The organism is Asanoa siamensis (assembly GCF_016862555.1).
Classification (GTDB): domain Bacteria; phylum Actinomycetota; class Actinomycetes; order Mycobacteriales; family Micromonosporaceae; genus Asanoa; species Asanoa siamensis.
In genome coordinates, this window is the sequence record NZ_BONE01000028.1 from 79,394 (window position 1) to 101,664 (window position 22,271).

Annotated in this window: 23 protein-coding genes and 1 pseudogene; 6 read left to right on the forward strand and 18 right to left on the reverse strand. The window is 69.1% G+C overall.

Going from position 1 to position 22,271, the window contains the following annotated elements; all coding sequences use genetic code 11:
• Nucleotides 1-296: 296 nt before the first annotated feature.
• Complete coding sequence (locus Asi02nite_RS18720) at nt 297-647, forward strand: hypothetical protein (RefSeq protein WP_144023004.1); 351 nt, start codon at nt 297-299, stop codon at nt 645-647.
• Nucleotides 648-711: 64 nt separating this feature from the next.
• Here the strand turns inward: Asi02nite_RS18720 and Asi02nite_RS18725 are convergent, their stop codons facing one another.
• From Asi02nite_RS18725 to Asi02nite_RS18790, 14 genes are all read right to left on the reverse strand, one after another.
• A complete protein-coding gene (locus Asi02nite_RS18725; RefSeq protein WP_144023005.1) occupies nt 712-1,623 on the reverse strand; it encodes a hypothetical protein in 912 nt (303 codons plus the stop codon).
• A 70-nt stretch (nt 1,624-1,693) separates the two neighbouring features.
• Nucleotides 1,694-2,323 carry a hypothetical protein gene (locus Asi02nite_RS18730; protein WP_144023006.1) on the reverse strand — a complete coding sequence of 210 codons (630 nt, stop codon included), beginning with the start codon at nt 2,321-2,323 and terminating at the stop codon, nt 1,694-1,696.
• The gene (locus tag Asi02nite_RS18735) at nt 2,313-3,335 is read right to left on the reverse strand and encodes an SAM-dependent methyltransferase (protein ID WP_308440163.1); all 1,023 of its coding nucleotides are present in this window, start codon (nt 3,333-3,335) and stop codon (nt 2,313-2,315) included. The genes Asi02nite_RS18730 and Asi02nite_RS18735 overlap by 11 nt, the downstream gene beginning before the upstream one ends.
• Nucleotides 3,325-4,206: an SAM-dependent methyltransferase gene (locus Asi02nite_RS18740; RefSeq protein ID WP_203714629.1), complete on the reverse strand. Its 882-nt coding sequence runs from the start codon at nt 4,204-4,206 to the stop codon at nt 3,325-3,327. The genes Asi02nite_RS18735 and Asi02nite_RS18740 overlap by 11 nt, the downstream gene beginning before the upstream one ends.
• Before the next feature lie 132 nt (nt 4,207-4,338).
• Entirely contained in the window at nt 4,339-5,868 is a 1,530-nt protein-coding gene (locus tag Asi02nite_RS18745; RefSeq protein WP_144023008.1) for a GntR family transcriptional regulator, read from the reverse strand.
• A gap of 213 nt (nt 5,869-6,081) precedes the next feature.
• A complete protein-coding gene (locus Asi02nite_RS18750) occupies nt 6,082-6,927 on the reverse strand; it encodes a hypothetical protein (RefSeq protein WP_203714631.1) in 846 nt (281 codons plus the stop codon).
• A gap of 117 nt (nt 6,928-7,044) precedes the next feature.
• Nucleotides 7,045-7,830 (reverse strand): ATP-binding cassette domain-containing protein, encoded by a 786-nt coding sequence (locus tag Asi02nite_RS18755; protein ID WP_203714633.1) that lies wholly within the window; start codon nt 7,828-7,830, stop codon nt 7,045-7,047.
• Nucleotides 7,827-8,861, reverse strand: a complete 1,035-nt coding sequence (locus Asi02nite_RS18760) for a hypothetical protein (RefSeq protein WP_203714635.1) — start codon at nt 8,859-8,861, stop codon at nt 7,827-7,829. Before Asi02nite_RS18760 ends, Asi02nite_RS18755 begins: the two co-directional genes overlap by 4 nt.
• Entirely contained in the window at nt 8,858-9,622 is a 765-nt protein-coding gene (locus Asi02nite_RS18765; RefSeq protein ID WP_179266598.1) for a hypothetical protein, read from the reverse strand. The genes Asi02nite_RS18760 and Asi02nite_RS18765 overlap by 4 nt, the downstream gene beginning before the upstream one ends.
• Nucleotides 9,619-10,170 carry a hypothetical protein gene (locus Asi02nite_RS18770; RefSeq protein WP_144023010.1) on the reverse strand — a complete coding sequence of 184 codons (552 nt, stop codon included), beginning with the start codon at nt 10,168-10,170 and terminating at the stop codon, nt 9,619-9,621. Before Asi02nite_RS18770 ends, Asi02nite_RS18765 begins: the two co-directional genes overlap by 4 nt.
• Nucleotides 10,170-11,471, reverse strand: coding sequence for a histidine decarboxylase (locus Asi02nite_RS18775; protein ID WP_179266599.1), 1,302 nt, complete (start codon nt 11,469-11,471; stop codon nt 10,170-10,172). The genes Asi02nite_RS18770 and Asi02nite_RS18775 overlap by 1 nt, the downstream gene beginning before the upstream one ends.
• The gene (locus Asi02nite_RS18780) at nt 11,468-12,232 is read right to left on the reverse strand and encodes a hypothetical protein (RefSeq protein WP_203714637.1); all 765 of its coding nucleotides are present in this window, start codon (nt 12,230-12,232) and stop codon (nt 11,468-11,470) included. The genes Asi02nite_RS18775 and Asi02nite_RS18780 overlap by 4 nt, the downstream gene beginning before the upstream one ends.
• Nucleotides 12,233-12,258: 26 nt before the next feature.
• Entirely contained in the window at nt 12,259-13,725 is a 1,467-nt protein-coding gene (locus tag Asi02nite_RS18785) for an APC family permease (RefSeq protein WP_089256116.1), read from the reverse strand.
• Complete coding sequence (locus Asi02nite_RS18790; RefSeq protein WP_144023012.1) at nt 13,722-13,979, reverse strand: hypothetical protein; 258 nt, start codon at nt 13,977-13,979, stop codon at nt 13,722-13,724. The genes Asi02nite_RS18785 and Asi02nite_RS18790 overlap by 4 nt, the downstream gene beginning before the upstream one ends.
• 295 nt (nt 13,980-14,274) lie before the next feature.
• On the opposite strand from Asi02nite_RS18790, the gene Asi02nite_RS18795 reads away from it, so the two are divergent.
• Nucleotides 14,275-15,507 (forward strand): helix-turn-helix domain-containing protein, encoded by a 1,233-nt coding sequence (locus tag Asi02nite_RS18795; protein WP_089256119.1) that lies wholly within the window; start codon nt 14,275-14,277, stop codon nt 15,505-15,507.
• A 194-nt stretch (nt 15,508-15,701) separates the two neighbouring features.
• On the opposite strand, the gene Asi02nite_RS18800 is transcribed toward Asi02nite_RS18795, so the two are convergent.
• Entirely contained in the window at nt 15,702-17,123 is a 1,422-nt protein-coding gene (locus Asi02nite_RS18800; RefSeq protein ID WP_203714639.1) for a bifunctional ADP-dependent NAD(P)H-hydrate dehydratase/NAD(P)H-hydrate epimerase, read from the reverse strand.
• A 486-nt stretch (nt 17,124-17,609) separates the two neighbouring features.
• A complete protein-coding gene (locus Asi02nite_RS18805; RefSeq protein ID WP_144023013.1) occupies nt 17,610-18,293 on the reverse strand; it encodes a hypothetical protein in 684 nt (227 codons plus the stop codon).
• A gap of 196 nt (nt 18,294-18,489) precedes the next feature.
• On the opposite strand from Asi02nite_RS18805, the gene Asi02nite_RS18810 reads away from it, so the two are divergent.
• Nucleotides 18,490-19,083 carry a DNA-processing protein DprA gene (locus Asi02nite_RS18810; protein ID WP_203714648.1) on the forward strand — a complete coding sequence of 198 codons (594 nt, stop codon included), beginning with the start codon at nt 18,490-18,492 and terminating at the stop codon, nt 19,081-19,083.
• A gap of 58 nt (nt 19,084-19,141) precedes the next feature.
• Entirely contained in the window at nt 19,142-19,648 is a 507-nt protein-coding gene (locus Asi02nite_RS18815; RefSeq protein ID WP_203714650.1) for a ComF family protein, read from the forward strand.
• A gap of 405 nt (nt 19,649-20,053) precedes the next feature.
• On the opposite strand, the gene Asi02nite_RS18820 is transcribed toward Asi02nite_RS18815, so the two are convergent.
• Nucleotides 20,054-20,737 (reverse strand): 4'-phosphopantetheinyl transferase family protein, encoded by a 684-nt coding sequence (locus Asi02nite_RS18820; RefSeq protein WP_239126811.1) that lies wholly within the window; start codon nt 20,735-20,737, stop codon nt 20,054-20,056.
• Nucleotides 20,738-20,858: 121 nt separating this feature from the next.
• Here Asi02nite_RS18820 and Asi02nite_RS18825 point away from each other — a divergent pair, with 121 nt between their 5' ends.
• Entirely contained in the window at nt 20,859-21,035 is a 177-nt protein-coding gene (locus Asi02nite_RS18825) for a hypothetical protein (protein ID WP_203714652.1), read from the forward strand.
• A gap of 432 nt (nt 21,036-21,467) precedes the next feature.
• On the opposite strand, the pseudogene Asi02nite_RS43070 reads toward Asi02nite_RS18825, so the two are convergent.
• Nucleotides 21,468-21,515 (reverse strand): annotated as a pseudogene (locus Asi02nite_RS43070) (hypothetical protein); the annotation flags it as partial.
• A gap of 430 nt (nt 21,516-21,945) precedes the next feature.
• On the opposite strand from Asi02nite_RS43070, the gene Asi02nite_RS18835 reads away from it, so the two are divergent.
• A complete protein-coding gene (locus Asi02nite_RS18835) occupies nt 21,946-22,149 on the forward strand; it encodes a hypothetical protein (protein ID WP_089256128.1) in 204 nt (67 codons plus the stop codon).
• The last annotated feature ends 122 nt before the right edge of the window (nt 22,150-22,271 follow it).

The window sequence follows — 22,271 nt, forward strand, 5'->3', positions numbered from 1 at the left end:
GGCGGCGGTTCGCGCCTGCTCGACGAGTTTGGTTGTTCCGTGGGGAGAGTCCAGGGCGCGGTGCCAGGTGGTGGTGACCTCCCAGACCCGGACCCACTCCACCCCCGGATTCTATCGAACGTGCGTTCGATTGCTTCGAGGCCGCTGGACGGCAGTGGCCGGTGCCCACGGACCGCGGGCGCTGGACACGACTAAGGAGGAGGTCGAAGATCGGTGTGTGGTTCCGCTCTGAGGGTCCTGGCAACGTACGAGGCCAGCGCCGCGGGGACGAACGGAAGCGAGTGAGCACGGCGAGTTTGATCAACACGTTCCTGACGACAGGGCGCGAAGCCCTCGCCCTGGAGCAGCGGCTGTCCTTGATGGCCCTGGGCGATCCGCTGCGAGCGCGGCTTGGGCGTAAGCACCAGGAGGTGCTGCGGCGTCAACAGGCCGAGATCGTGGCCGCGGTTCGCGCCGGTGTGGAGTGGTCCACCGTGGAGTTCGCGTTGCGGCTACATGGCCAGCACGCCGACCGGGAGGCAGGGTCGGCCGTGTCGACTCCGGCCGAGGCCTTCCTGGAATTGCTGGAGCGCAGCCTCGCCGGCGTAGCTCCGACAGCCGCGGCGGGGATGGTGCCGGGATCCGCCTCTGTGGTTTCATTTCAATGAAGGCCGGACATCTTCCCCCGTGGATGTCCGGCCTTCATTGCTCAGCTGCCGGCGCCGCCCCGGATCACGCTGTCGGTGGAGGCCGGGACGCCGGGAAATCAAGGCGGGCTTGGGTAGCGTCACGGCAGCCAACATACGGACTTTCGGTGTCGGCCACCCGCTCGCTGGCGATGATGACGATGTAGCCGCCGCTGGGTGACCAAGGCTGCGGGTTGCCGGCCGCGTCTACGGCTTGTTCGTGCCAGGCGAGGATCTGACCGGTTGCCGGGTGGACGATCAGGGTTGCCTTGAGCCCGTCGCTGGCGAGGTCGGGTCGGATGTGGGTGATCGCGATTCCGGCGCGGCCTGCCCGATCCGTGACGTCGTAGTGGAGCGACAGGTTCGGGATCGTGGCCAGCAGCCGAAGCGATGCCGCTCGCACCGGTTGCGGGAGGTGCTGCTCGCGAGCCAACGCGAAGATAACGGCGATGAGGTCGCGCGCCTGGGCGGAGGGATCGCGGAGCAACTGGTGCCGGAGAGTTTCGGGATCGCTCGAGGGCTGGTCGACACCGAGCATCGTCGTCGGCATGCCGGCGGTCCATCGCTGCTCAGGTTCCTCAGGCGTGCATCCGGCGGTTTCGTTCCAGGTCAGCAGGCGCCCGCTGCCCCCGGGACCGCGCCAAGACTGCTCGACAAGGATCCGACGCTGGTAAGCCCAGGGACCATTGGTGGGCAGGTCGGGCCAACTGCGCGTGGTCACGTACGAGAAGCTGCCATGGCTGACGTCACCAGGTGCCGGCTGCAGGCGGTCGGCCAGTTCCTCGAGCTCATCGTTGGCTGAAGCAGCGGGGACGCTGGCCCTGGTCTGCCCTGGAGAGCCTGGTGCGATGGCCCTCTGCCCGGCGCTGCAACTGGCAGCCAAAGCTACGGCGATTCCAAGCGCGGCGGCGGCCGCGCAGCGGCGTAAAACGGGGATCATGAACGTCTCCAAGTCCACGAACTGCGCGATGATCGGCGTCGCCGGTCACCGAAGGCGTCCGCAGCGGCGTCGTTGGCAGGGTGAGCGGTCATCGCGCTGGGATGCGGATGCGCCAGGCGAGGTGCAGGTCAGACACCCGTGCGCCAACCGTGATGCGGTGGAAGACGGTGGTGGCGGCGTAGTCGAGTGCCGCGTCGATGGGGTGAAGGCCATGAAGGGTCGCGTAGCCAGTGACCAGGCGTGGCGTGTGGCGGAGGATGGCGTCCGTAACGGCCTGGTGCAGCGCCCCGCCGGGAATCATCCGGCAGCGGTTGGCGCAGATGTACACGCAGCGGCCCGCGCCATCGGCGGAGGCGGCCAGCGGCTGGTGACACAAACCGCATCGGGTGAGCGCGGGATCCAGATAGTTGCCCGGACGTGGCGGGCGGACCGCAGAGTATGCATCCGGGTCCAGGCCGCCGGCGTCGGTAACCCACCGCTTGGCGCGCCGTAGCGGTACACCGAGCTCGCGGGCCGTTTCCGAGATCGCCGCGTGCGGGTTGCGCGTGGCCCGCAGGCGCGCAGTCGCGACCACGGCCTGGCGGACGTCCGCGGAGTATTTAGTGCCCTTGCGCTGTCTCGGTTTAGCGGCCAACGTGGTTTGCGTTGCTGTCATCGTCGGTTCTTCTTCGTAGGTGGGGCGGCCGGGTTGGCCGCGCTCGAGCCGGTCACTGGTCATGCTTTCGGTGGCGGTGCGGACTGTGGGTGGTAGGCCCGGTCCCAGGGATGGCAGGAGTTGGGGGCCTCGGGCGCCGTCGCCGGTGCTGAGCTTCGGCGGGGCGCGGCCGGCGGGCAGGCCACGGGTTCCAGGCAGGTGTTCCGCGTTCGGGGATGCGCCCGACCACGGCGGTCATCGCATCGATGGAGTGCCCGACGGGTTCGCCGATGTCCGGCCGCCAGGCGTGCAGCGGGACGGGCTGCTGAGCGGTCCGGGTCCAGTCGGCAGGCTCGATCTGCCAGCCGTCGAACAGCGCGGCGACCTGGTCGGCGCTACGCAGGTGTAGTGGGCTGCCGATGCTGGCGTAGATCGCCTTGACGGCATCGCACCCGGAGCGGTCTGCAGCGCCGGGGACGGCATGCGATATCGCGAGCAGGCTGCCCGACGGTAGTCGGCGGCGCAGGGTCGCGGTGACCAGGTCGAGTCCTTCGGCGACGAAATGGCCGACGCCGAGCATCAGGACGCAGACACGCGGGCCGCCGGCGAACAGAGCACGGGTGGTCGGGTGACCGAGGATGGCATCGATGTCGCGGATGTCGCCGCAGACCGCGGCCGCCCCCGAGTCATCGCCGAGCAGATGCCGAGCATGGTGGACGACCTGCAAGTCGCGGTCGACGTATAGGGTGCGGGCGCGGGACCGCCAGCTACGCGCGACCCGATGTGTGGGAGACAGGGTGGGTAGGCCGCAGCCGAGGTCGAGGAAGCGCTGTATACCGTGCGCGGCCGCGCTGCCAATCACGCGGTGCGCGAACGCACGGTTCGCCGCGGCCGCATCCACGATGTGTGGTGCGGCAGCGATCACCAACCGGGCGGCCTTACGGTCGGCGTCGTAGTTGTCGCACCCGCCGAGGTAGAAGTCCCACATCCGGGCCACCGTGGCCACGCTGGGATCAACCCCTGATACGCCGGTCACGCCGGTCCTCCGGGCCGGGGTGCGACGATGGTTTGGCCATGGAAGCGCCTCATCCCGCACCGACCATCTGGGCAACGGCGCCCCATTCGCCGCCCGGACAAATGCCTTCGCCGGGAGCGGCTGGGGGTGGGGTGGCGTCGGGGTGCCAGTGGGTGATGCCGACGACGCCGGGCTCGATGAGGGTCAGCCCGGTGAGGAAATCGTGGACTTCGATGCGGGTGCGTGCCTTGGCAGGGGTGGCGGTCTGCTGGGCGTAGACGTCGCCCACGGCGACCGATGCGGAGAGCGTAGGTTGGAACACCTCCGCCGCCCCGTGGGAGATCGCCACGAAGCTGCCCGGCGGCAGCGCCGCCACGAGTCGGCGCACCGCAGAATGGGCTTGGTCATCGGGGAGGAAATGGAGCACCGCGGCCAGCACCAGCCCGACCGGCTGGTCGAAGTAGAGATGCCGCCGGGCGGCGTCGAGGATCCCATCAGGCGAGCGCAGGTCGCCGCGGACTGCAGTGGCGTAGTCGTTGCCCCTTAGAAGGTCGAGGCTTTCCGACACGGCCATGGGATCGATGTCGACGTAGAGGACCCGGGCCTTGCTGTCTACCTGCTGCGCCACCTCGTGAACATTGCCTTCGGTGGGGATTCCGGAGCCGATGTCGAGAAACTGCCGGACCCCGGCGTCCACGAGGTATCGGACGACACGGCCGAGCCAAGCCCGGTTCGCCCGCGCGACCGCCGGTACGTCGGGCCAGGCGTTCGCGATGGCCAAGGCAGCGGCCCGGTCCGCGGGGAAATGGGTGACGCCGCCGAGGAAATAGTCATAGATCCGGGCGGCGGTCGCCGGCCGCTGACTCCGGTCGCCCGTCGACGCAGGCGTGGCCGCGGTGTCGGCGGGCAGTGATTCAGGCGTTGATGGGTCCGATGGAGGCGTGAGGGTCACGTTGGGATTCCTTTGTGGATGGGATGGTCAGGTCGAGTCGCACCTGTTGGGGCGGCGCCTTCACCTGCCGCCTACGTAGGAGGGGATCGAAGCCGTGGTGTAAGAGGTGGCCAGGCAAGGGTTTGATGGCCGTCACCGGTTCTGCCGGGGGAAGTGAGGGAGACGAATTGGGTCTTGTTTCACGCCCGGGACTCCGACGCTCCCGAGTGGCGAAACCAGGGTGCGGCGCTGAGGTAGCACCTCGATGAGGCCGCGCCGGCTGAGGTGCCGGATGGCGCGGCTGGTTGTCGCTAGGGATACGCCGTAGTGGGCTGCGATACGTTCACCGGTGGGCATTTGCGTGCCGGGCGGGTAGTGGCCGGCGGTAATGGCGTCGGCCAGTTGGTCAGCGATCCGTAACGGCAGCGGGCGGAGGTCGTCGGCCAGCGGTTGGAGTACGTCGACCGGCGGAACCGGTGTGGGGCGCCGGGGTCGAAGATGTGGCGGGCAGGCGGCCAGCTCGAAGAACCGGGTGCGCTGGTCGGGCGGTAGCGCGGCGAGCACCTGGTCGAGCGCCTGCTGGTGCGCCGTCTCGGGTTGGTGAAGGCTGTTCTCCCAGCGGCTCACGGTGGGTTGGGAGACGCTTATGAGCGCGCCGAGCCCTGCGCAAGTGAGTTCGAGGACCTGCCGCAGTGCGCTGATGGCCTCGGCATTCCAGGACATGCCGGGCGGGCGCGGCGCAGCCGCGCGGTCGGCGCCCCCGTCCGTACCGGATTGGCGCGGCGGGTACAGCAGCGTGGCGAAGGCGTGCCGGTCGGCGGGGCCGAGCGCGCGGAGTAGCCGTGTCAGCGCGACTCGAGCCAGGCGTGAGGGTTGTATTGAGCCACGTTCCCAATGGGAAACTTGGCGGCGAGTGAAGCCGATGCATGCGGCGAGCTCGGCTCGGCTCATCTTTGTGGTTGCGCGCAGTGCGGCCACCGCGTGCGGTGGCCACGGCAGCACCTCACCGTTGCGGACAGTTCCGGCCAGGGTGATTGGACCGCCGGTTTCGCGGCTGTAGCTGGGTCTTCTACCGCGCCGCGGCGTGCCGCCGGCGATCGCGATCGCGATTCTACTGTGGACATGCTCTTTTCGTATCGTTCTATTGTCTCCCGACGTCGGGGTGGCCGCTGCCGGCAGAGGGTTCGTCTCCACCGCTTCAGCGGTCGCGTCCTTTCGCCCGCGCGGTGGCGCGGCTGACCACCGTGTCCTCCGCGGCTGATATTGAGCGCGCATCGGTGGTGCGGGACGCCAGGCTCGGCGATTTCCGGGATGGCCGGCGGGCGCCAGACGGATCCCGTCGAGCTGAACCCAGATCGTCCGGCGCAGAACGACCTCGCCGCTGTCGTCGAGTTGATCCCCATCGAGCCAGATCCAGCCGTCGTATGTGCTCCAATTGCTGTGGATCTGCAACAACCAGAACGGGAACGGCTCAAGCGCGAACTGAACACTCGCGGCACGACCAATCCACAACAGCTGTCCCACCGTCGGTCGGGGCCGGTCGTCACAGAGCCCGCTGTGAGCGGTGTACCAGGCCAGGTAGGCGGTGCCGTCGCCGGGCGAGGGGCCATCGTCGGGCGTGCCGTGCTCGTTCGCGCCGGGTGTGCCGTTGCAGGAGGCGGCGGGTCGGGGATCGACCACCACCGCCGCTCCTTGCCCGCCGGCCGGTCGGCGGTCTCGCGCCGACGGCGGGGTGGTGCGGCTGGTGTAGGTCGGGTTGAAGGGCGGGTGGGCCGCGGCCGGAGCCGGCGGCTCACGTGGCGGCCGCCCTGGAGGCAACGGCAACCCCACCGCCGCCTGGGCACAATGCCGGGAGTCGATGGGCGACCAGTCGAGGTGTGCTGACGGTCCACGGGTCTAGCGGCCATCTGGTTCGCGGCCGGCGGCGATGGCCACGGTTGCGGCATCGTGGTGGACGGACGCGTGCCGCAGCCGCAAGGGTTCGAGCCGGTCCAGAAAGTTCCGGACATGCGCGATGTACCGCCAGTCCACCGCGTCGGCGGGTTCAGTGACCTCTCGAAGCGCGCTCATCGCGTCCGCGGCTCGGCCGCACGCCATGAGCAGAGACACCAGCTGGACGGCGACCGTCAGGGCCGCGACGTTCTCGCGGGGGTCACCGTACGTGTCTTTCCAGGATTGCCAGGCGTCGGTGGCTAACGTGGTGCCTTCGGCGCAGCTGCCGTCGGCGTGCAGGTAGGCACCGAGGAGTAGCCGCGCGCGTATCACGTCGTCGACGTCGCCGTGTTCGCGCTGGAATGCAAGGAGCCGGCCCGCGAAGGTGATTGCCTCGTGGTGACGGTCGAGGCGGTGCGCAAGTACGGCGACCGCCTCGGTCGCGGCTGCCAGCTGGGCCGGACCGGCCACCTCGGACCGTAGCGCGGTGGCGTGGGCGTAGCGTGCCCATTCCAGAGCAGCTTGTGTATCGATAGCGGGGACGGGGCGGCCTGCGTCGCCGATGCTGTGGGGCAGCCGGCGCCCGGACCGTGGTGATCGCCGTCGCGGTGGATCGGTGGGTGTCGCGTGTACCGCACTGTCTGTGTAGAGGAGTGCGAGTTCGAGGAGACCGGCGTCAGCTTGCACGGTGGCGGGGTCGAGGCGGGAGAGGGATTGCGCTGCGCGCAGTGCGGCCTTGTGGTATCGGCGGTGGTGGTGGAGGGCGCGGACGTCGCGGATGATGCGGGCGTGCACGAGGTCAGTGGTCACGGTTCCCCGTCGTCGGTTCTGTTATCGGTGGGTGTCGGTGTGGTGCGCCGCTTCGGGAGGGCTGCGGCGCACCACACCGCGGCGCCCTGTTACTGAGCCCGGGCCGCCCGGCGAGGCTCAGGGTCGTGTCGGGGCGCCGGGTCCCTGCCCCCGGCGGGGGGCGCGGCCGGGCCGCCGCGTCACGAGGGCAGGGACGTCGCATCGGTAGGCGGGTCGGCGTGCCCGGGCAGGGGTCTCCTGTGGGTGTGGCTGCCGCTGGCGGGGTTGAAGAGTTGTGGTGATCCAGCCGAGAGCAAGCCCGTCGTGGGGGTGGTCGACGGTGGCGATGGCAGCGACGTGTTCAGGCAGGTCGGCGAGCGCGTCGAGTAGACGCCGTTGACCCCACGTCGAGAGAGTCGCGGCCGGTCGCTCGAGCAGCAGCACCGCAGGGCGATGCAGCAATGCCCCGGCAAGATCGAGCAGGTAGCGGCGCTGGCGCGAGAGGGTCTGCGGCGGTTGGTCCGCGGCGCCGCGCAGTCCGACGCGGACCAGCGCGTCGTCGACGAGATCCTCGATGCTCAGGCCGCCGCCAGCTACCTGTCGCAGGTGTGTCCTGGCCCGCCGGGCCGCCGGATGGAGGGTTGCCGCGACGGTGGCGGCCCTAAGCGGCCGCGGCGTCCCACCAACGGTCTGGATCCGGGCCAGAGCCTGCGCCGGACCGGTCGGTGCGAGCGGAGTCTCACCGACCACGATGCGGCCGGTGTCCGGGCGCTGGATACCGGCGAACACCTCGAGCAGCAGTCGACCAGCCGGCGGCTCGCACACCACCGCCATCCGAGCGCCGAGAGGCAGCGTGAGGTTGACGTCGGCCAGGTGAGGTAGGACGGACAGGGAGGTCACGGCGAGTGCCGGGGTCCTGGTCATGGCGCCGTCCGACGCGCCGCGCCGCGAATCTTGTTCCACGTCGCGGGGAGCCCGGAGGTGTCTCGGCTGAGTTCGGCGAGGACGGCCGCCACGACGGTGGAGGAATCGGCCCTGACGGTGCTGCCAGCACCGGGATCGGGGTATAGGCGCGGGAACCGGCCACCGCGGGTCAGGCGCCTGACCCGGGTGCCGTTGGTCACCGGAACGATCGCGACTTGCTCGGGTTCATGATTGCCGTCCCGCGGTGCGGCGATGTCGTCGCTGTCCGGCTCCCTCCGGAACACGATCGCGTCGCCGCATGCGGCTAACGTGTTCAGTTCGCGGACGGCCCCGGGGTAGGCGGTGGGATCGACCGTGATCCGGATGGCCGGCTCGGCACGGCGGATAGCCGCGGTGAGGTCGGTAACCGCCGCGCCCGCCGCCACGTCGGCCGGCAGGACGATGTGGACCAGCCGGTAACGGGCGAGGTACGCGATCAGGTCAGCTCGGCGGCTGGTCAGCAGGTCGATAAGCGGGTGCTGGTCCGGCCGGTGTCGGATGGTGGCCAGGGTCCGCCCTTCGGGGATGATGACCCTGACGCCGGCCACCCCGGACAGCGCGAGGTGCTGGCGGTCGACGCCTGGCCACAGCGGGAGCAGACTTCCGGGCAGGGTAGAGGCCGGTGCCGACGGGGCCGTTCCCGCAGCGGCCAGGCGAAGTTGGGGCCGGGTGCGGGCAAGCTGGTGCAGGGTGCGCACCGTGGCGAGCTCATCGCCGCCGCGCAGCAGATACGGGCTCAGCGCGGTGAGCAATGCCGCCATTGTGTCGGCGTCGACGTCGACTCTTTGGTCTGGCTCGAGATCGGTGTGCGCGATCAGGGTGCTGGCGAGGCGGCGCAGACCGGCGGGCCCGCCGACCTCGTGGGTGGGGTCGGAGGCGAGGAATCCGTGAGAGAAGTCGGCGAGCATGGCGACATCACCCGAACTGGTGGCCGAGGACCGCGCGGCGCCGGCCTGCAGTGCCGGGGGTTGGCGGTGGGCAAGGCGGTTCATCGGCGGCCTCGCCCGGTCAGGGACAGCACGGCCGGGTCGTCGGTTCCTACGGGCAGGTCCGCGACCGCGATCGGCTTCTGCGGGCGGCCGTCGTTGACGGCTCTGACGTGGGTCGCGATTGCCGCGATGTCGGCGACCGCGGGCGCCAGGGACAGCACAGCGGTGTCTTGAGGCAGCTGTGTAAGCGCGTAGGTGAGGTGCTGGACCTCGCTGCTGGTCATTGAGGCGGCAGGGTCGTCGATGACGATGGCGGCCGGGTGTTGGGTCCAGGCAATCGCGAGATCGAGGAGCCGGCGGCTGCCGACAGTCAGGCTGTTCACGCTGTGCGTCGCGTGGTCCCGCAGGCCACACGCTGCCAGGATGCGGGTCGTTGCCTCGTGGCCGTCCCGCCCGCCCGGCGTCAGCGGGGACCAAGCGGTCACGGCGCCGGCCACGGTGCCTGCTGCCACAGTGGCAGGCTCGCGGCGTACCAGGGCCAACGGCGCCGCCCGCCGGGTCCGCCCGGTGAGCGTCACACCGGCGACCGTCACTGCGCCGACGTGCGGCACGGATCCTTGGAGGATGCCGACGATAGCCGCGGAGACGTCGGTCGAGCAGATGATCGCTTCCCTGGCTCCGCGGCAGAGACGCAGTGTCAGCCCGTAGAGGGGCGGAACGTGGAGGCTGACATCGCTAAGGCACAGCATCGAAGGCGCCGGGAGGGCGGGCCCGGCCGTGGCATCGAGAGACCGGCGAAGCTCTGTAGCGGTCGGGGTTCTCATCGGCACACCTGGCATGTGGACGCGTCCGTTGGGATTCGCAGGCGGTAGGTGGTCCAGTCGGCGTCCCCGTCCTCGACCGTGAGTAGCCCGCTGGTGACGAGTGTGTGAAGGATGGTGCGTATGCCGATCTCGCGGGCGTGCACGGCTCGCGCGAGGCGCTGCGTGTCATGTGCGGTGAGGCGGATGGCGAGCGAGCCGGGAGTGCGCAGGGCGCTGTCTTCGACGAGAGCGCGGGCCAACGTCGAGGTGTGGCCGCCGGGCGCGGTGGTGGACACGACGGCGAGCCAGCCCATGGCGTAGCCATCCGGGTCACGTACTGGGTCCACGTCCATCGTTGGGCTGCCAGCTGCCAGCTCGGCGTCGGTGATCGTGATCCGTCCGGGTCCGCCGCAAGGCTGCTGGGCGATGACGTTGCAGCGCCAGCCGTTGCCGCTGCGGCTCTGGACGGCAACGATTGCCGTGCCCCCTCGGATGGCCAGGACGCGACGCCGCGGGTCATCTCCGGTCGGAGGAGGTCCGACGTGGCCGAGTTTCACGTTGGTGGTCATCAGGGCCGTCCTGTCGTGACGTCGTCGGGTGGGGGTACGGCCCGGCGCATCTGCCGAGGTAGGCCGCTGGCCGCGCGCGCAGGGCTTGCTGCTTTCAACGCGGCGAGGTCCGCGCACAGCGCGTCGATCTGGGTCCGGGTGATCCCCGGCATGCACATGAGGTGGCTGATTTGGCCGCTGGCCGCGAGATGCCATTTGGTCGTCAGCTCGTCGGTAGGGCGGTCGATCACGACGGTCATTCCGTGCAGGTGCCGCCACGCTGGCCAGCCGATGTCCTTGAGCCGGTCAACGGCATAGATCGCGGTTTCCCGTGCCTCGTGTGCGCGTTGACGGTGCCGGTCCAGGCCGAGGACGTCGAGCGCCCACCACAAATGCAGGGGGGCGTGGCCGGATCGCGAGTTGGCCAGGGTGACCGAGGTGTCGAGGTAGTCGACCCAATGTCCAGGGATGCGTGCGCTGGCTCGCACGATCAGGACGCCACAGGGCATCGGGGTGCCGAGGAACTTGTGGCCGCTGGCGGAGATGGAATCGGCGCCGTCGGCCATGTCGAATCCTGGTCTCGCGTCCGGTGGCAGCAGGGCCAGCGTGAAGCCGCTGAGGGCGGCATCCGCATGGATATACGCGCGGTAGATTCGCGCCTCCCGCAGCACGGTGCGGATGCCGGGGATGTCGTCGACGGCCTCGGTCATCGTGGTGCCGACGGTGGCGACCACGATGGCTGGCCTGTCGCGGTAACCGTGGACCGCGGCGGCGAGGTCGCGTGGGTCGAGGGCGCCGCGCTGGTCGGCGGCTACCGCGACGCCAGTCATGCCGAGTTGGTCCAGTACCGCGGGAACTGATGCGTGGGCGGCGTCGGAGTAGTAGACGATCCCCTTGGGATAGATGCGCTGGCCGTTGAGGAGGCCGTATTCGATGCCGGCGTACCCGCCGCTGGTGACAAACCCCCACCGATCGCCGGGCGGTGCGCGGAAAAGGTCCGCACAGAGTTCGACGACTCTGCGTTCGAAGAGCTTGGAATGCGCGGGGAACGCCGAGCCAGAGAATGGATCGCCGAGGTTGTTGAGCAGCCGCGGGGCCAGTGCCGAGAGTCCGCTGTAGTCGATGTCGAAGGCGGCGGGGAACCCGAGGTTGTTGGCACGATGCCCGTCGAGCTCAGCAGCGAAAGCGTTGACGACGTCCTCCGCACGGCGAATCCGCTCATCGCTATCGGTGCTGCCTCCCGCTTGGTGAATCAGGTCAGCGAGCGGCTGGCCGGCATCGTTGCTGTCCTCAAGGGCGGGCGCGGGGAGTGTCGTGGTCACAGTCTCGGCTCCTCGTTCAGCAGCAGGGTGTGGAGAGCGTGAAGGCGATTCCAGAAGGCCGACATGTCGTGCCAGTGGACGCCGGCTGGTCGTTGAACGCGTTCCCAGTCGGCGGTGAACACGCTCGCGAGACCCGCGCCGACGACGGCGTTGCTGTAGACGGTCATCTCGTTGAAGCCATCGGCGCCGAGACGATCGATCTGCATCACCGTGTTGTCACGGAGCCAGGCGTAGCAGGTTCCTGGCACGTCCTTTTGAGCGCCGACGGTTTCGGGATCCCACGGTTGGCGGCGATGGTCCAGTGTGGACAGGGCAATGCCGAGGTAGAACGCCTGGCCGGAGGACTCGTCGTAGCGATTGGCCAGTTGCGTAGCGGGGTCGAACGACCCAGCGGCGATGTAGTCGCGAGCGTTGGACTCGACCCGGAACAACAACTGCTTCGGATCGCTGAGGTCCGGCTCGTCATCGACCATCAGCGTTGCCGCCACGACGGCGAACGATGAACCCGGCAAGGGCCGCAGTGGTGCGGGGTCGACGAACAGGATCGCGACGGCGTGCGGGCACACCGGTTGAGCCCTGCGTTGCTGCCACGCGTAGTGGCCCTGGCGTACGTTCATCGCCCGCAGACGGTTCGCTGCTGCTCCCCGAGCCGCCGCCGCGTCGAGGGTGCCAAGCGGGTCGGGCCCAGGGTCGGAGCGATAAGCGGCGTAGGACTCGTCGGCTTGCTGGTTCCAGGCGCCCAGGTGCGAGTGAGTGGGCATGACGCGACACCTCCCCTGCGGCGCGGTCAGATCTCGACGCTGGAGTAGCGGTTGTGGACCTCTCGCAGCGGGTCACGGGCTTTCCCGAGAGCCCCCGCGACGTCGGGATGGCGTTTCTGCAGCCACCACCCGCGGACCAATCCGGCGATCGCCACGGCCGCGATCACCGAGATCAAGATCCATCCCATTGGCGCCTGGGCGGGGTCGTCGCTCGGTCCGAGGACGAGCGCGTCGGCGTTGGTCAGCATCACCACGAAGATCACGGCCATGGCGAGACCACCCAAAATGGGCGCGACCTTAGCGGGCCACATCCCGACCCGGCCACCCTCGACTTTGCCCTTGCGGTGGAAGGCGATGATGCCGACGCAGGTCAGCCCCATCACAGAGATCAGGCAAAGTGCGGCACCAGCAGCGCCCACCGAGAAGAGCTGATTCGCGTCGACCCCGGCCACGGCGCAGCCGACGATTACCATGAGCCCGACGGCGTTTTGTCCCCGCGACCCGCCGATCGGGACACCGATGCCTCTGACTGCGGCCAGCGCCGGTGGCAAGGCGCCCTCACGCGCCAGTGCGAAGGTGTAGCGCGCGACCGCCTGGTGGAAGGACAGTCCAGCGGCGAGGATGCTGGTAACCAGTAGGATGCGGGACAGGCCAGATACGACCGGTCCGAATGCTTGGTCGAGAACCTGGTAGACCACCTCAGGCCCGGCATCGGATGTCCGGGGCCCAACCGCGTTGACCATGGCGACCGACGCGACCGTGAGCATCCCACCCAGTGCCAGCAGCGCGGTGAAAGTCGCGGCTGCGGTCAGCCGTGGAGTGCGGGCTTCCTCTGCGTAGGCTGCCGCGGTCTCGAACCCGGTGAAGCTGGCGATGACAAGCGCGATGACGAAGCCGGCGCCCGGACCTGCGACGTTGGACGGTGACAGCGGGGACAGATCCAAAGACCCGCGTGCGGGGTTGGCCAGGGCGGCGACGCAGAAGGCGATCACGACGAACATTTCCACGCCGAGGAACCACTTCAGGACCAGCGCGGCGTCCCGCACGTGGAGACGCCCCAGAACTCCGATCAGCGCCCACGCCAGCAGCGCCCAGACCCACCACTCGACACCGAACGGCATCGCCGCGAGCTGCAAGCCCAACAGGCCGTACAAACACACCTGGATTCCGTTGTAACCGACCAGCACCACGAACGCGGCCGCGAGTCCGCGTGCGGGTCCGAGCCCCTGCGCAACAAACGCATACAGGGGGGCGGTGTGCGGAAGATGGGGAGCCATCGACGTGTAGGCGGCCGCGAAGAGCAGAAGCCCGACGGTCGCGCCGACGAACGCCAGAGCGATTCCCGTGATGCCGGTAGCAGCCAGCGCGCCACCGATGCCGCCGACTACCGCCGTCAACGGAGCCGCGGCGGTCAAAGCAAACGACGTCAGCTCAGGGCCGGACAGGGTCTTGCGGTCAAGACCCCGCGCAACGCCAACAATCGACCGGGTCATCGGTCTGCAGCCCTGAGGATCTCAGCCGCAGTGGACGGCTTCGGGCAACTCGGCGACCGGCAAAGGTCCCGGCGCAGATGAAGATCGAGGTCGTTGAGGCTGATCTCGACGACGCCGATGTCCGCGACACTCAGCGGACCACGCTGATAGAAGGTCAGCACTCCACCAAGCAGAGGCCGGACCTCCGCAGCAGTGGCCCTCGGCGAGCCGAAGACGTGCGTGCCATCACGGAAATCGATACGGACGGCTGCCATGGCCGCAGACCTCGCCGGCGGCCTGGACACGAGTCTGCGCCCTCGTCCCCGTAGGAAGCCGTACCAACCGGTGCCAGCCAACAAGTCCACAACTTTCCTCTCCCAGGGCATGACGGGATGGCGCGACGACCCGGCGGTCGCCTGCGGAGGTGCGGGGTTACCGGTCGCCGTCAGCGCGGGCCAAGGAGATCCATGGTGACCAGCGATGACGGCAGCGCTACGCAAAGCACGCTATTGATTGCGATCATCACTCGCTACTACACAGGTAGCAGTCTCGGCAGCTACCCTCGCTGGCATGGAGCAAGTAGCTGAACCGACCATCCTGCGCGGAATCGGCGCCAACATCGCCACCCACCGACGCGCTGCTTCCGTAACGCAGTCTGACCTTGCTGCCCGGATCGGAAAGTCCGTGCAATGGGTTTCCGCAGTCGAGCAAGGGCGCCGCCACGCAGATCGTCTGACCGACCTTATTCGCATCGCCCAGGTAGTGGGTTGCGCAGTCGAGGACCTCATCGGGCGTCCCGTAGAGACGCTCGCTCGTGGTGGCCACCCGCGCGCCGACGCGGTGTCTGCCGTACGGGAAGTCATCATGCGTGCCGCCGTACCGATCCCCAGGGCGGAACTTGTGCCGGATCTAGAGGACGTCAGTACGCGCGTTGCGGACGCGTGGACCGTCTGGCACCAGTCACCGACCGCTCACTCAATCCTCGGCGGCGTCCTTCCCAGCCTGATTCGAGATGCCAATGCGGCATATCGTCACGGATCAGACCCAAGGGCTGCAGCTCGAAACCTCTCCGGCGCCTACCAAATTACCCGTCAATGGCTGCACCACGTTCCCGACGGTGACCTGGCTTGGGTAGCTGCGGAACGGGCGATGAGTGCAGCCCGCGAGGCCGACGACCCGCATCTCATCGCACTCGGCGCCTGGGCGCTATCAGCGTCCTACCGTCGTGCTGGCCAGCAGGACGAGGCAACACGGCTCTGCCTCGCCGCAGCCGACGAGCTGAGGACGCGCCTAAACGACGATGACCCTCAAACGGATCTGTTGGCGGACTATGGGATGCTTCATCTCGCGGCAGCTGTAAGCGCGGCGCAGTCGGACGAGGATGGGCGCGCCTGGGCACTTCACCGCGTCGCAGACGACGCCGCGCGTGCTTTGGGAGCCCGTTACGATCCGTGGACCGCGTTCGGCAGAGGCAATGTGGACATCCACGGCCTAGCGATCAGCGCCGAACTCGGCAAAGCCGACAGCGTAGTGGATTATGCGTCCCGATTGGAGATCGACAACGTGCCGAGCGTAGAACGGCGCGCTGCTGCGCTGATTAATACGGCTCGAGGATACGTCCGGCGTCGTGAAGATGAGTCTGCGGCCCTCGTATTGCTCGACGCTGAGAACATTTCGCGCGACGAAGTTCATGACTCAACGCTGGTCCGCGAGCTTCTTCTGGAACTTCTGCATCGAGATCGCGCTCGCGCCCGCGCACACATCCGGGGACTTGCTCAACGCTGCGGACTTATCGCCGCGTAAAGTGCAAGGCCGGCCAGGCGCGCGATTGCGGCCCCTGGCCGGCCAATTGTAAAAAGCGCTCTCGCGGATCGGCGCAGCGTTGCGGGCGGTCCTGGCCGGAGTTGCCAAGAGGAGCCGAATGCACCTCTGCGGTCCTCGCATAGCGCGGTGGTGCTGAGCGTCGCACCTTCCCGCGCATGTGCTCGTCGCCGCGCCTAGTGATGCAGGAGCTCGGCTACGACTCCTGGGATGGCATCCGCCATCGCGCTGGCGCTCACAGGACCCCCGTTCGAGGCATGGTTACCCGCCACCCCGTGCACGAGTGCAGCCATCGCGCCGGCGTCCGGTGCTTTGATCCCTGCTGCCATTAGCGCACCTGCGACGCCAGCCAGTACGTCGCCCGATCCGGCGGTCGCCATCCACGACGTTCCGTCGCTTTGGCTATACATCCACCCGCTGGGACTGGCGATAAGCGTCGTGGAACCCTTAAGGAGGACCGTCGCTTCGGTCTCTGCCGCTAGCCATGCAGCATGATGCATCGGTCGAGACTCGACATCGGCCCTGCTGACGTGGTGTCCAAGAAGACCGAGCATTCGGGCCAGCTCGCCGGCGTGAGGTGTCATCAGAATGCCATCGGCTCCGATCGGCCTCGTCCCCGCCGACCGCCGTCGGACACACTCTTCTAGTGCCCCAGCGTCAACGACACATGGCAACCCAGAATCAAGCGCTTGGGCGATACCCCGATCTTGGGTCTCGTCGGATTCCACGCCTGATCCGAGCAACCAGGCCTGCACTCTGCCGAGACCGGGGACCGCTTCGGGCACTGCCAGGATGACGTGGTCGGTGACCCGCGGTGGCCCTACGTAGCGGACAACGCCAACGCCTGCGCGAACCGCGCCGCGTGCAGCGAGAACGGCGGCGCCAGGGTAGGTGTCGGATCCGGCGATGACTCCGAGAACTCCACGCGTGTACTTATGATCCGGCCGTGCGGGCACCGGCCAGCGGGCAGCTACGCCCGTCCTCGTCAGCCGCCGCAGCGGAGCTCTCTCCGGGAGATCGTTTCCCAACCCAACGTCGACGAGTACGGTTCGGCCTGCGGCATGCGCCGCCGGGGGAGCAAAGAGGCAGGGCTTGAACGTGCCAAACGTGACGGTGACATCCGCTGTGACGTGAGATCCTACGATCTCGCCGGTGTCTGGATCGACGCCGCTCGGAAGGTCAACGGCTATGACGGGCACCCCTCTGGGGATGGCGTCAACCAACGCGTCTGCTGGGCTTCGGAGCCCGCCATTGCCACGATCCCCAACTATGCCGTCGACGATGAGGTCTGCAGCGGACAACGCATCGAACGCCGCCTTGCTGCCTTCGTCCGAGAGCGCGTCGAGGACGCTTCCACCTAGTCGTCTTAGCTCAGAGAGTCCGGGCACGTAGGCATCAGTGCCCACTAGCACCGCATCCACGTGCGCTCCGCGGCCACGGAGGCGGGCACCTGCGACAAGGGCGTCGGCGCCGTTTTTTCCTACGCCTACCAAGAGAAGTACGCGACAGCCATAGACCCTCCGGTGACGTTCGATCAGTATCCGCGTACATTCAGCCGCGAGGCCGGCGGCTGCTCTCTGGATCAGTACGTCGTCCATTCTGGAACGAGCTAGCACCCGAGACACCGCACCCCGAACGTCGGCGCTGCGGTGTGCCTCCAAGACTTCAGCCGATTTCACCGGTACAGGTTTCCACACCACGCTTGGGAAGGCCGTACCCGAGGCAGCGACGGCAACCAGTTGACATAAGACAAGTTATCAACCACCTAGGCCTCACCGTGGGGCTCGGCACCGTACCGGGTTGAAAAGCGTCCATCGCCAGTCCCGGTCGTCGCGGATGAACAGCAGGCCGCACCCGTGTCGCGCTGCGCAACGGACGGCGCCAGTGCCTGCTCGGCTGCGAGCTGCTCGAGCAGCTGCTCGACCTGGGCGCGCTGAGCCGTTCGGCGGCGGCCGCCGACCAGCGCCCGCCGGCGACGTCCGGCGCCGGCAGCAGCCGCAGCTCGCGGGCGCGGTCGATCTCGAGCGGGCCGAAATCCGTTCGGCCTGCGGTCGGCTGGGACACCAGATTCTCCGTCGCGCTGGTCAGGCGGGAACGGGTGCGTCGCTGTCGGCGGGAATGAAAGAGGTAGCGCGGTAGGCGGCCGCGCGGACCAGGTCACCGGTGGAGACGATCGGACCCGGGCGGCTCCGGGCGCGCCGCTGCACCGTGGCGGTGAGGTCGTCGGCCGGCAACGTGTAGAGCTCGACGGCCAGTGCGCCCATCTCGCGCAACAGGTCGAGCGGGAAGAAGGCGGTTGTCTCGTCGGACAGCCGCTGCAGGTGGGTGGTGGCGCGCAGGCTCACCCAGTAAGAGACCCGGCGGACGTGCTCGCCGAGCTCGTCGGGCAGCAGGATCGTCAAGCGGCCTTCCCCGCCGCGGTGGTGCGCATACCCGGACGTGCCCCACCGCCGGCCCGGCATCCGATCCTGCCCATCGGGCACTGGCCGGAAGGTCCGGCCAGCCCAGCCAGTCGCGCCCATCAGCCTGGACAAGTGCGCGCTGACCAGCGCGGACCGGGATGCGAGGACTTCGTGTCGGCGGCGCCGGTCGTCACGCTCGGCGTACAACCTCGCGACCGCCGCTCGGCGCTGCGCCGCCGTCAGATCCCGCTGGCGGATCTCCAGCCGTTGCTCACCCAGCCAGCCGCGCTCCCGGATGAGGTCAGCGCCTACCAGTTCCGCCAGCCGATCGGGGACCGCCGGATCGACTGCCACAACCATCTTCACGCCCCCCACCGTAGGGGAATCTCGCACGCCACTGCAACTCACGTTTGTCCAGTTCAGAGCGCTCTCGTCGATAATCTATCTGTACTGATAATGGTGGGCTGGCGGGAGAGGACGGATTCTTTCGGCGGTGGCCCGCAGGCCGGCGCTGCGAACGGTGGCCGTAACCTCGCACCCGGGCGACCGGAAGGAGATGGCGTTGGAGCGCGACCGAGACAAGCTCCTGCTGCTGTGCGCGGTGCACCATCCCGACCACGGCCGCATCGACTGGCAGCTGTTGGCGCGCACCGCCCAGGCCAGGGCAGGTCTCGGGCAATGGCTCTCCGGGCAGGTGCCTGAGCGGTCGCCCAAGGCGACCAAGGCGCAGCGGGTGCTGACCTGGGCACTGGCCGACCGTCGCGCGATGGCGGCAGCGGAGGAGTTCGTCGAGAAGCAGCTCGAGGCTGCGCAGCAGCGCGGCGCGGCACTGACCACCGTCCTGGACGAGGACTACCCGGTCAACCTGCGGCTGGTCCCCGACGCGCCGCCGTTCCTGTTCTACCGGGGTGTTCTTACTCCGGCCGATGCCCGCTCGGCTGCCGTGGTCGGCACCCGTAAGGCCAGCGCAGAGGGCTTGTCCCGGGCCGCGGGCGGAACCGCCTGGCTTTCCCGACTGCCCACGGTGTCCCTACCGCCGCGGCGGGCCGGTAGCGACCTGCATCGCCTGTGTCCGCGAGACGGTTCCGCCACCGCCACGGCTGCGCTGCAGGGTCTGCCAGCAACAGCTGGATCGGCCCGGGCGGCCGTGCCGTAACCGGCTGTGTCTGGTACCGCGGCAGGGTCGCGGGTTCAACCAGATTCGCGCCATCTCGGTGCATACCTCGCCGCTGGCCGAGGCCCTGCGGGAGTTCAAGTACGGCGGTAAACGCACCTGGAGGTTGGTTTTCGGTCGGCTGTTGCTCGGCTGGTTGGAGGATCATCCGCGTTGGGCAGGGCGCATCGACCTGATCCTGCCCAACCCGTCCTACCGTGCGCGAACTCCGTACCCGCACGTGGAGTTGGTCCTGGCGGCCGCCGCCGCCGCAGATGACCAGCGCCGGTGGCCGATCCACTCGAGCGGGTTGGTCAAGGTCCAGCGCACACCGCGCTCCGCCGGCGGCAACAGCGCGGATAAACGGGAGGCGGCGCGGCGACACGCCGCCGCGGTGCGCATCCGCCGCGGTCTCCGCGACGAGCTCGCCGGCGCCAGGGTTTTGCTGTTCGATGACGTGCTCACCACGGGCGCCCAGCTCGACGCGGTCGGTCGCAAGCTGCAGCAGCGCTGGGGCGTCGAGCGGGTGGACGGCCTGGTCCTCGCCCGGCACCCCTGGCAGCCCTGATTCGCGAGCAGGTGGTCCTGCCCGCACTCCCGCGCGGGGCTAGGTCGATGGCGATCCACCCCCACCGGATCCGGTGGCCTGCGAAGATGTCATCGGCATCTATCTGTACTGATAGAGCGAGGATCCGACGGTGGGAGGCGGCCGGCTGCCCGCCGCCCCCCATAGCGCCCCGGCGAAGGCGACGTCGACGCCTCCGGCTCGGCAGCACCATCGCTACGAGGACCGGATGCCGCTGCCGGGGATGGTGATCTGGCCGCCATGGCCATGTGTGCGGGCCAGTCCGTGAACCTGGTGCACGAGACCCTCCCCGTGGCCCGCCTGGTCCGCGCCCTGGTCGAGAAGGCCGCCGCGACGATCGAATCGCTGTGGCCGCGATGACCCGATCGGGAAACGGAGTCAAACCCGCTACGACGGGACCGCCACCGTGGCCAGGAGCAGGCCGTCGGCGGCGTGCCAGCGGCCGGTGAACCTCGTCAGCACGCGGTCGCCGAGCGCGGCGCCGTTGGTCAGCACGCCAGCCGAGAACGTGCCGTCGACCGCCAGATCCACCCGCGCCTCCTCGAAGCCCAACCACCGGCCCGTCAACGGGAACCAGGCCTTGTAGAGCGCCTCCTTCGCGCAGAACAGCAGCCGGCCCCACTGCGGACCCGCCACAGCCGGAAACGCCGCCACCTCCGCCGGCGAGGCCACCATGTCGAGGACGCCTTCGGGCAGCGGCAGGTCGGGTTCGGCGTCGATGCCGAGCGCGGCGACCTGTGCCGCGGGCGCTACCGCGGCGGCGCGGTATCCGTCGCAGTGCGTCATGCTGCCCACCACGCCGGGCGGCCAGGCGGGTGCGCCGCGCTCGCCCGGGACCAGGGGTGTAGCCGCGACGCCCAGCCGGGCCAGCGCCTCGCGCGCGCACAGCCGTACGGTGGCGAACTCCTTCCGTCTTTTCTCTACCGCCCCGGCCACGACCGCGGCTTCCGAAGGGAACAGCCACACCGGGTCGGCGTCGTCGAAACGCTCCACGGCCACTGCCGCCGGCGGCAGCACCGCCTCGATCCGTCCGCGGGACGACGGCGCGGCCGGGGCCGATCGAGGCCTCACGCATCCTCCTGACGCTGGTCGTGGTCCGCGCGATGGCGTTCGCGAGCGAACAGGCGCACCAGCATCGGCATGGCGTAGCCGGCCTCCAGATCGCTGGTCCGCGCTCCGCCATCAGCAGACCATGCATGGCGAGGGTTTCGAGCAACCGGTCGGCCGCTTCCTCCGGCAGGTCGAGCCGCCGGGCCGCCGCACCGGCCGTGAGGTGGTCGTCGGGCAGCGCGCCGAGGCGGCGCAGGAAGAGCCGGCCGGCCGGGCTCAGGCCGCGGTAGCTCGCCACGACGCTGTCGCGCACCGATAGCTGCCCGACCGCGAGCTCGTCGAGGCGGTGCTCCTCGTCGAGCAGGCGGTCGGCGAGGTCGCGAAGCGAATGGGTGGGGCGGGCGTTGAGTTGCGCGCCGGCGACGCGGATGGCCAGCGGGTGACCGGAGCACGCGACGACGATGTCGTGCGCCGCCTCGGCCTCGGCCTCGACCCGGTCGAAGCCGACGTGCCGGGCGAGGATGGCCAGGCCGGACGACGGATCGACGACGTCCAACGTGAAGTGGTCGTCCGCGCCCAGCTGCGTGAGCGAGTGCCGGCTGGTGACCAGGGTGAACGACCCCGAGCCGGGCAGGAGGTCGCGCACCTGCGACGCGCTGCTGGCGTCGTCGAGCACCACCACGAACTGCCGCCCGGCCAGCTCCGGCCCCACGTCGAGGCCGGCGAGCGGATGCCCGCGCCAGAACCGGATGGCGGCATTGGCGTCGCGCGACACCGACCGGTGGTCGCCCTCGTGCATCGCCCGGTCGGCCCGGCGCGCCAAGGTGTGGAACTGCAGGAGGTCGAGCTCGTCGCGGGCGAACACGAGCCGGTACGCGCCCGGCCGGCTGACCAGCCGCGACGCCTTGTCACCGGCCGGTCAGCAGGCGCCGCAGGCCCGAGACGTAGGCGCGGATGTTGTCGACGGCCGACGCCGGAGGTTCGCCGCTCCAGATGCCGCTGACCAGGTCGCCGACGGGCACCCGCTGGTCGGCCCGCAGGGAGCAGCATGCCCGCCATTCCGGCCCGCCGTATGCCCGCGATCGGCACCGCACCGGCCGAGCCGACGATCTCCAGCTGGCCCAGAACAGCGAACCTGGCACCGAGGGCGTCTAACGCCGTGAGGTCCTCGCGGACCTTGTCTATCGGGGGCGATCGTGCTTCCCCGGTCGAGGTGGAGGGCAGGCACAATGGACGACGAATCGCAGCCGCCGCGGAGGCGACGGACTGGCCGGCTGTCGCCGCAGGGCGTGGTCGTAGTGGTCGAGGCCGTGGTCGCCGGGATCGCCGGCGTGTTCCTGACTACAGACTCGATTCCGGCCACTGCGATCGCCGCTGTGGCGGCCGTGCTGGTGGCCGGCGCGTTGGGCGTGCCGGTGCGTCACCGTCGCTGAAATCTGAAGATCTTGTGGTGCGCGTCTAACGAACGCCGGCGCTCGTGGACCTTGTCATAGGGAGCCGGTGTTGTCCTGGACCGCGCACGAGGGAGGTTCGTCTTCTGTGGATCCCGATTGGC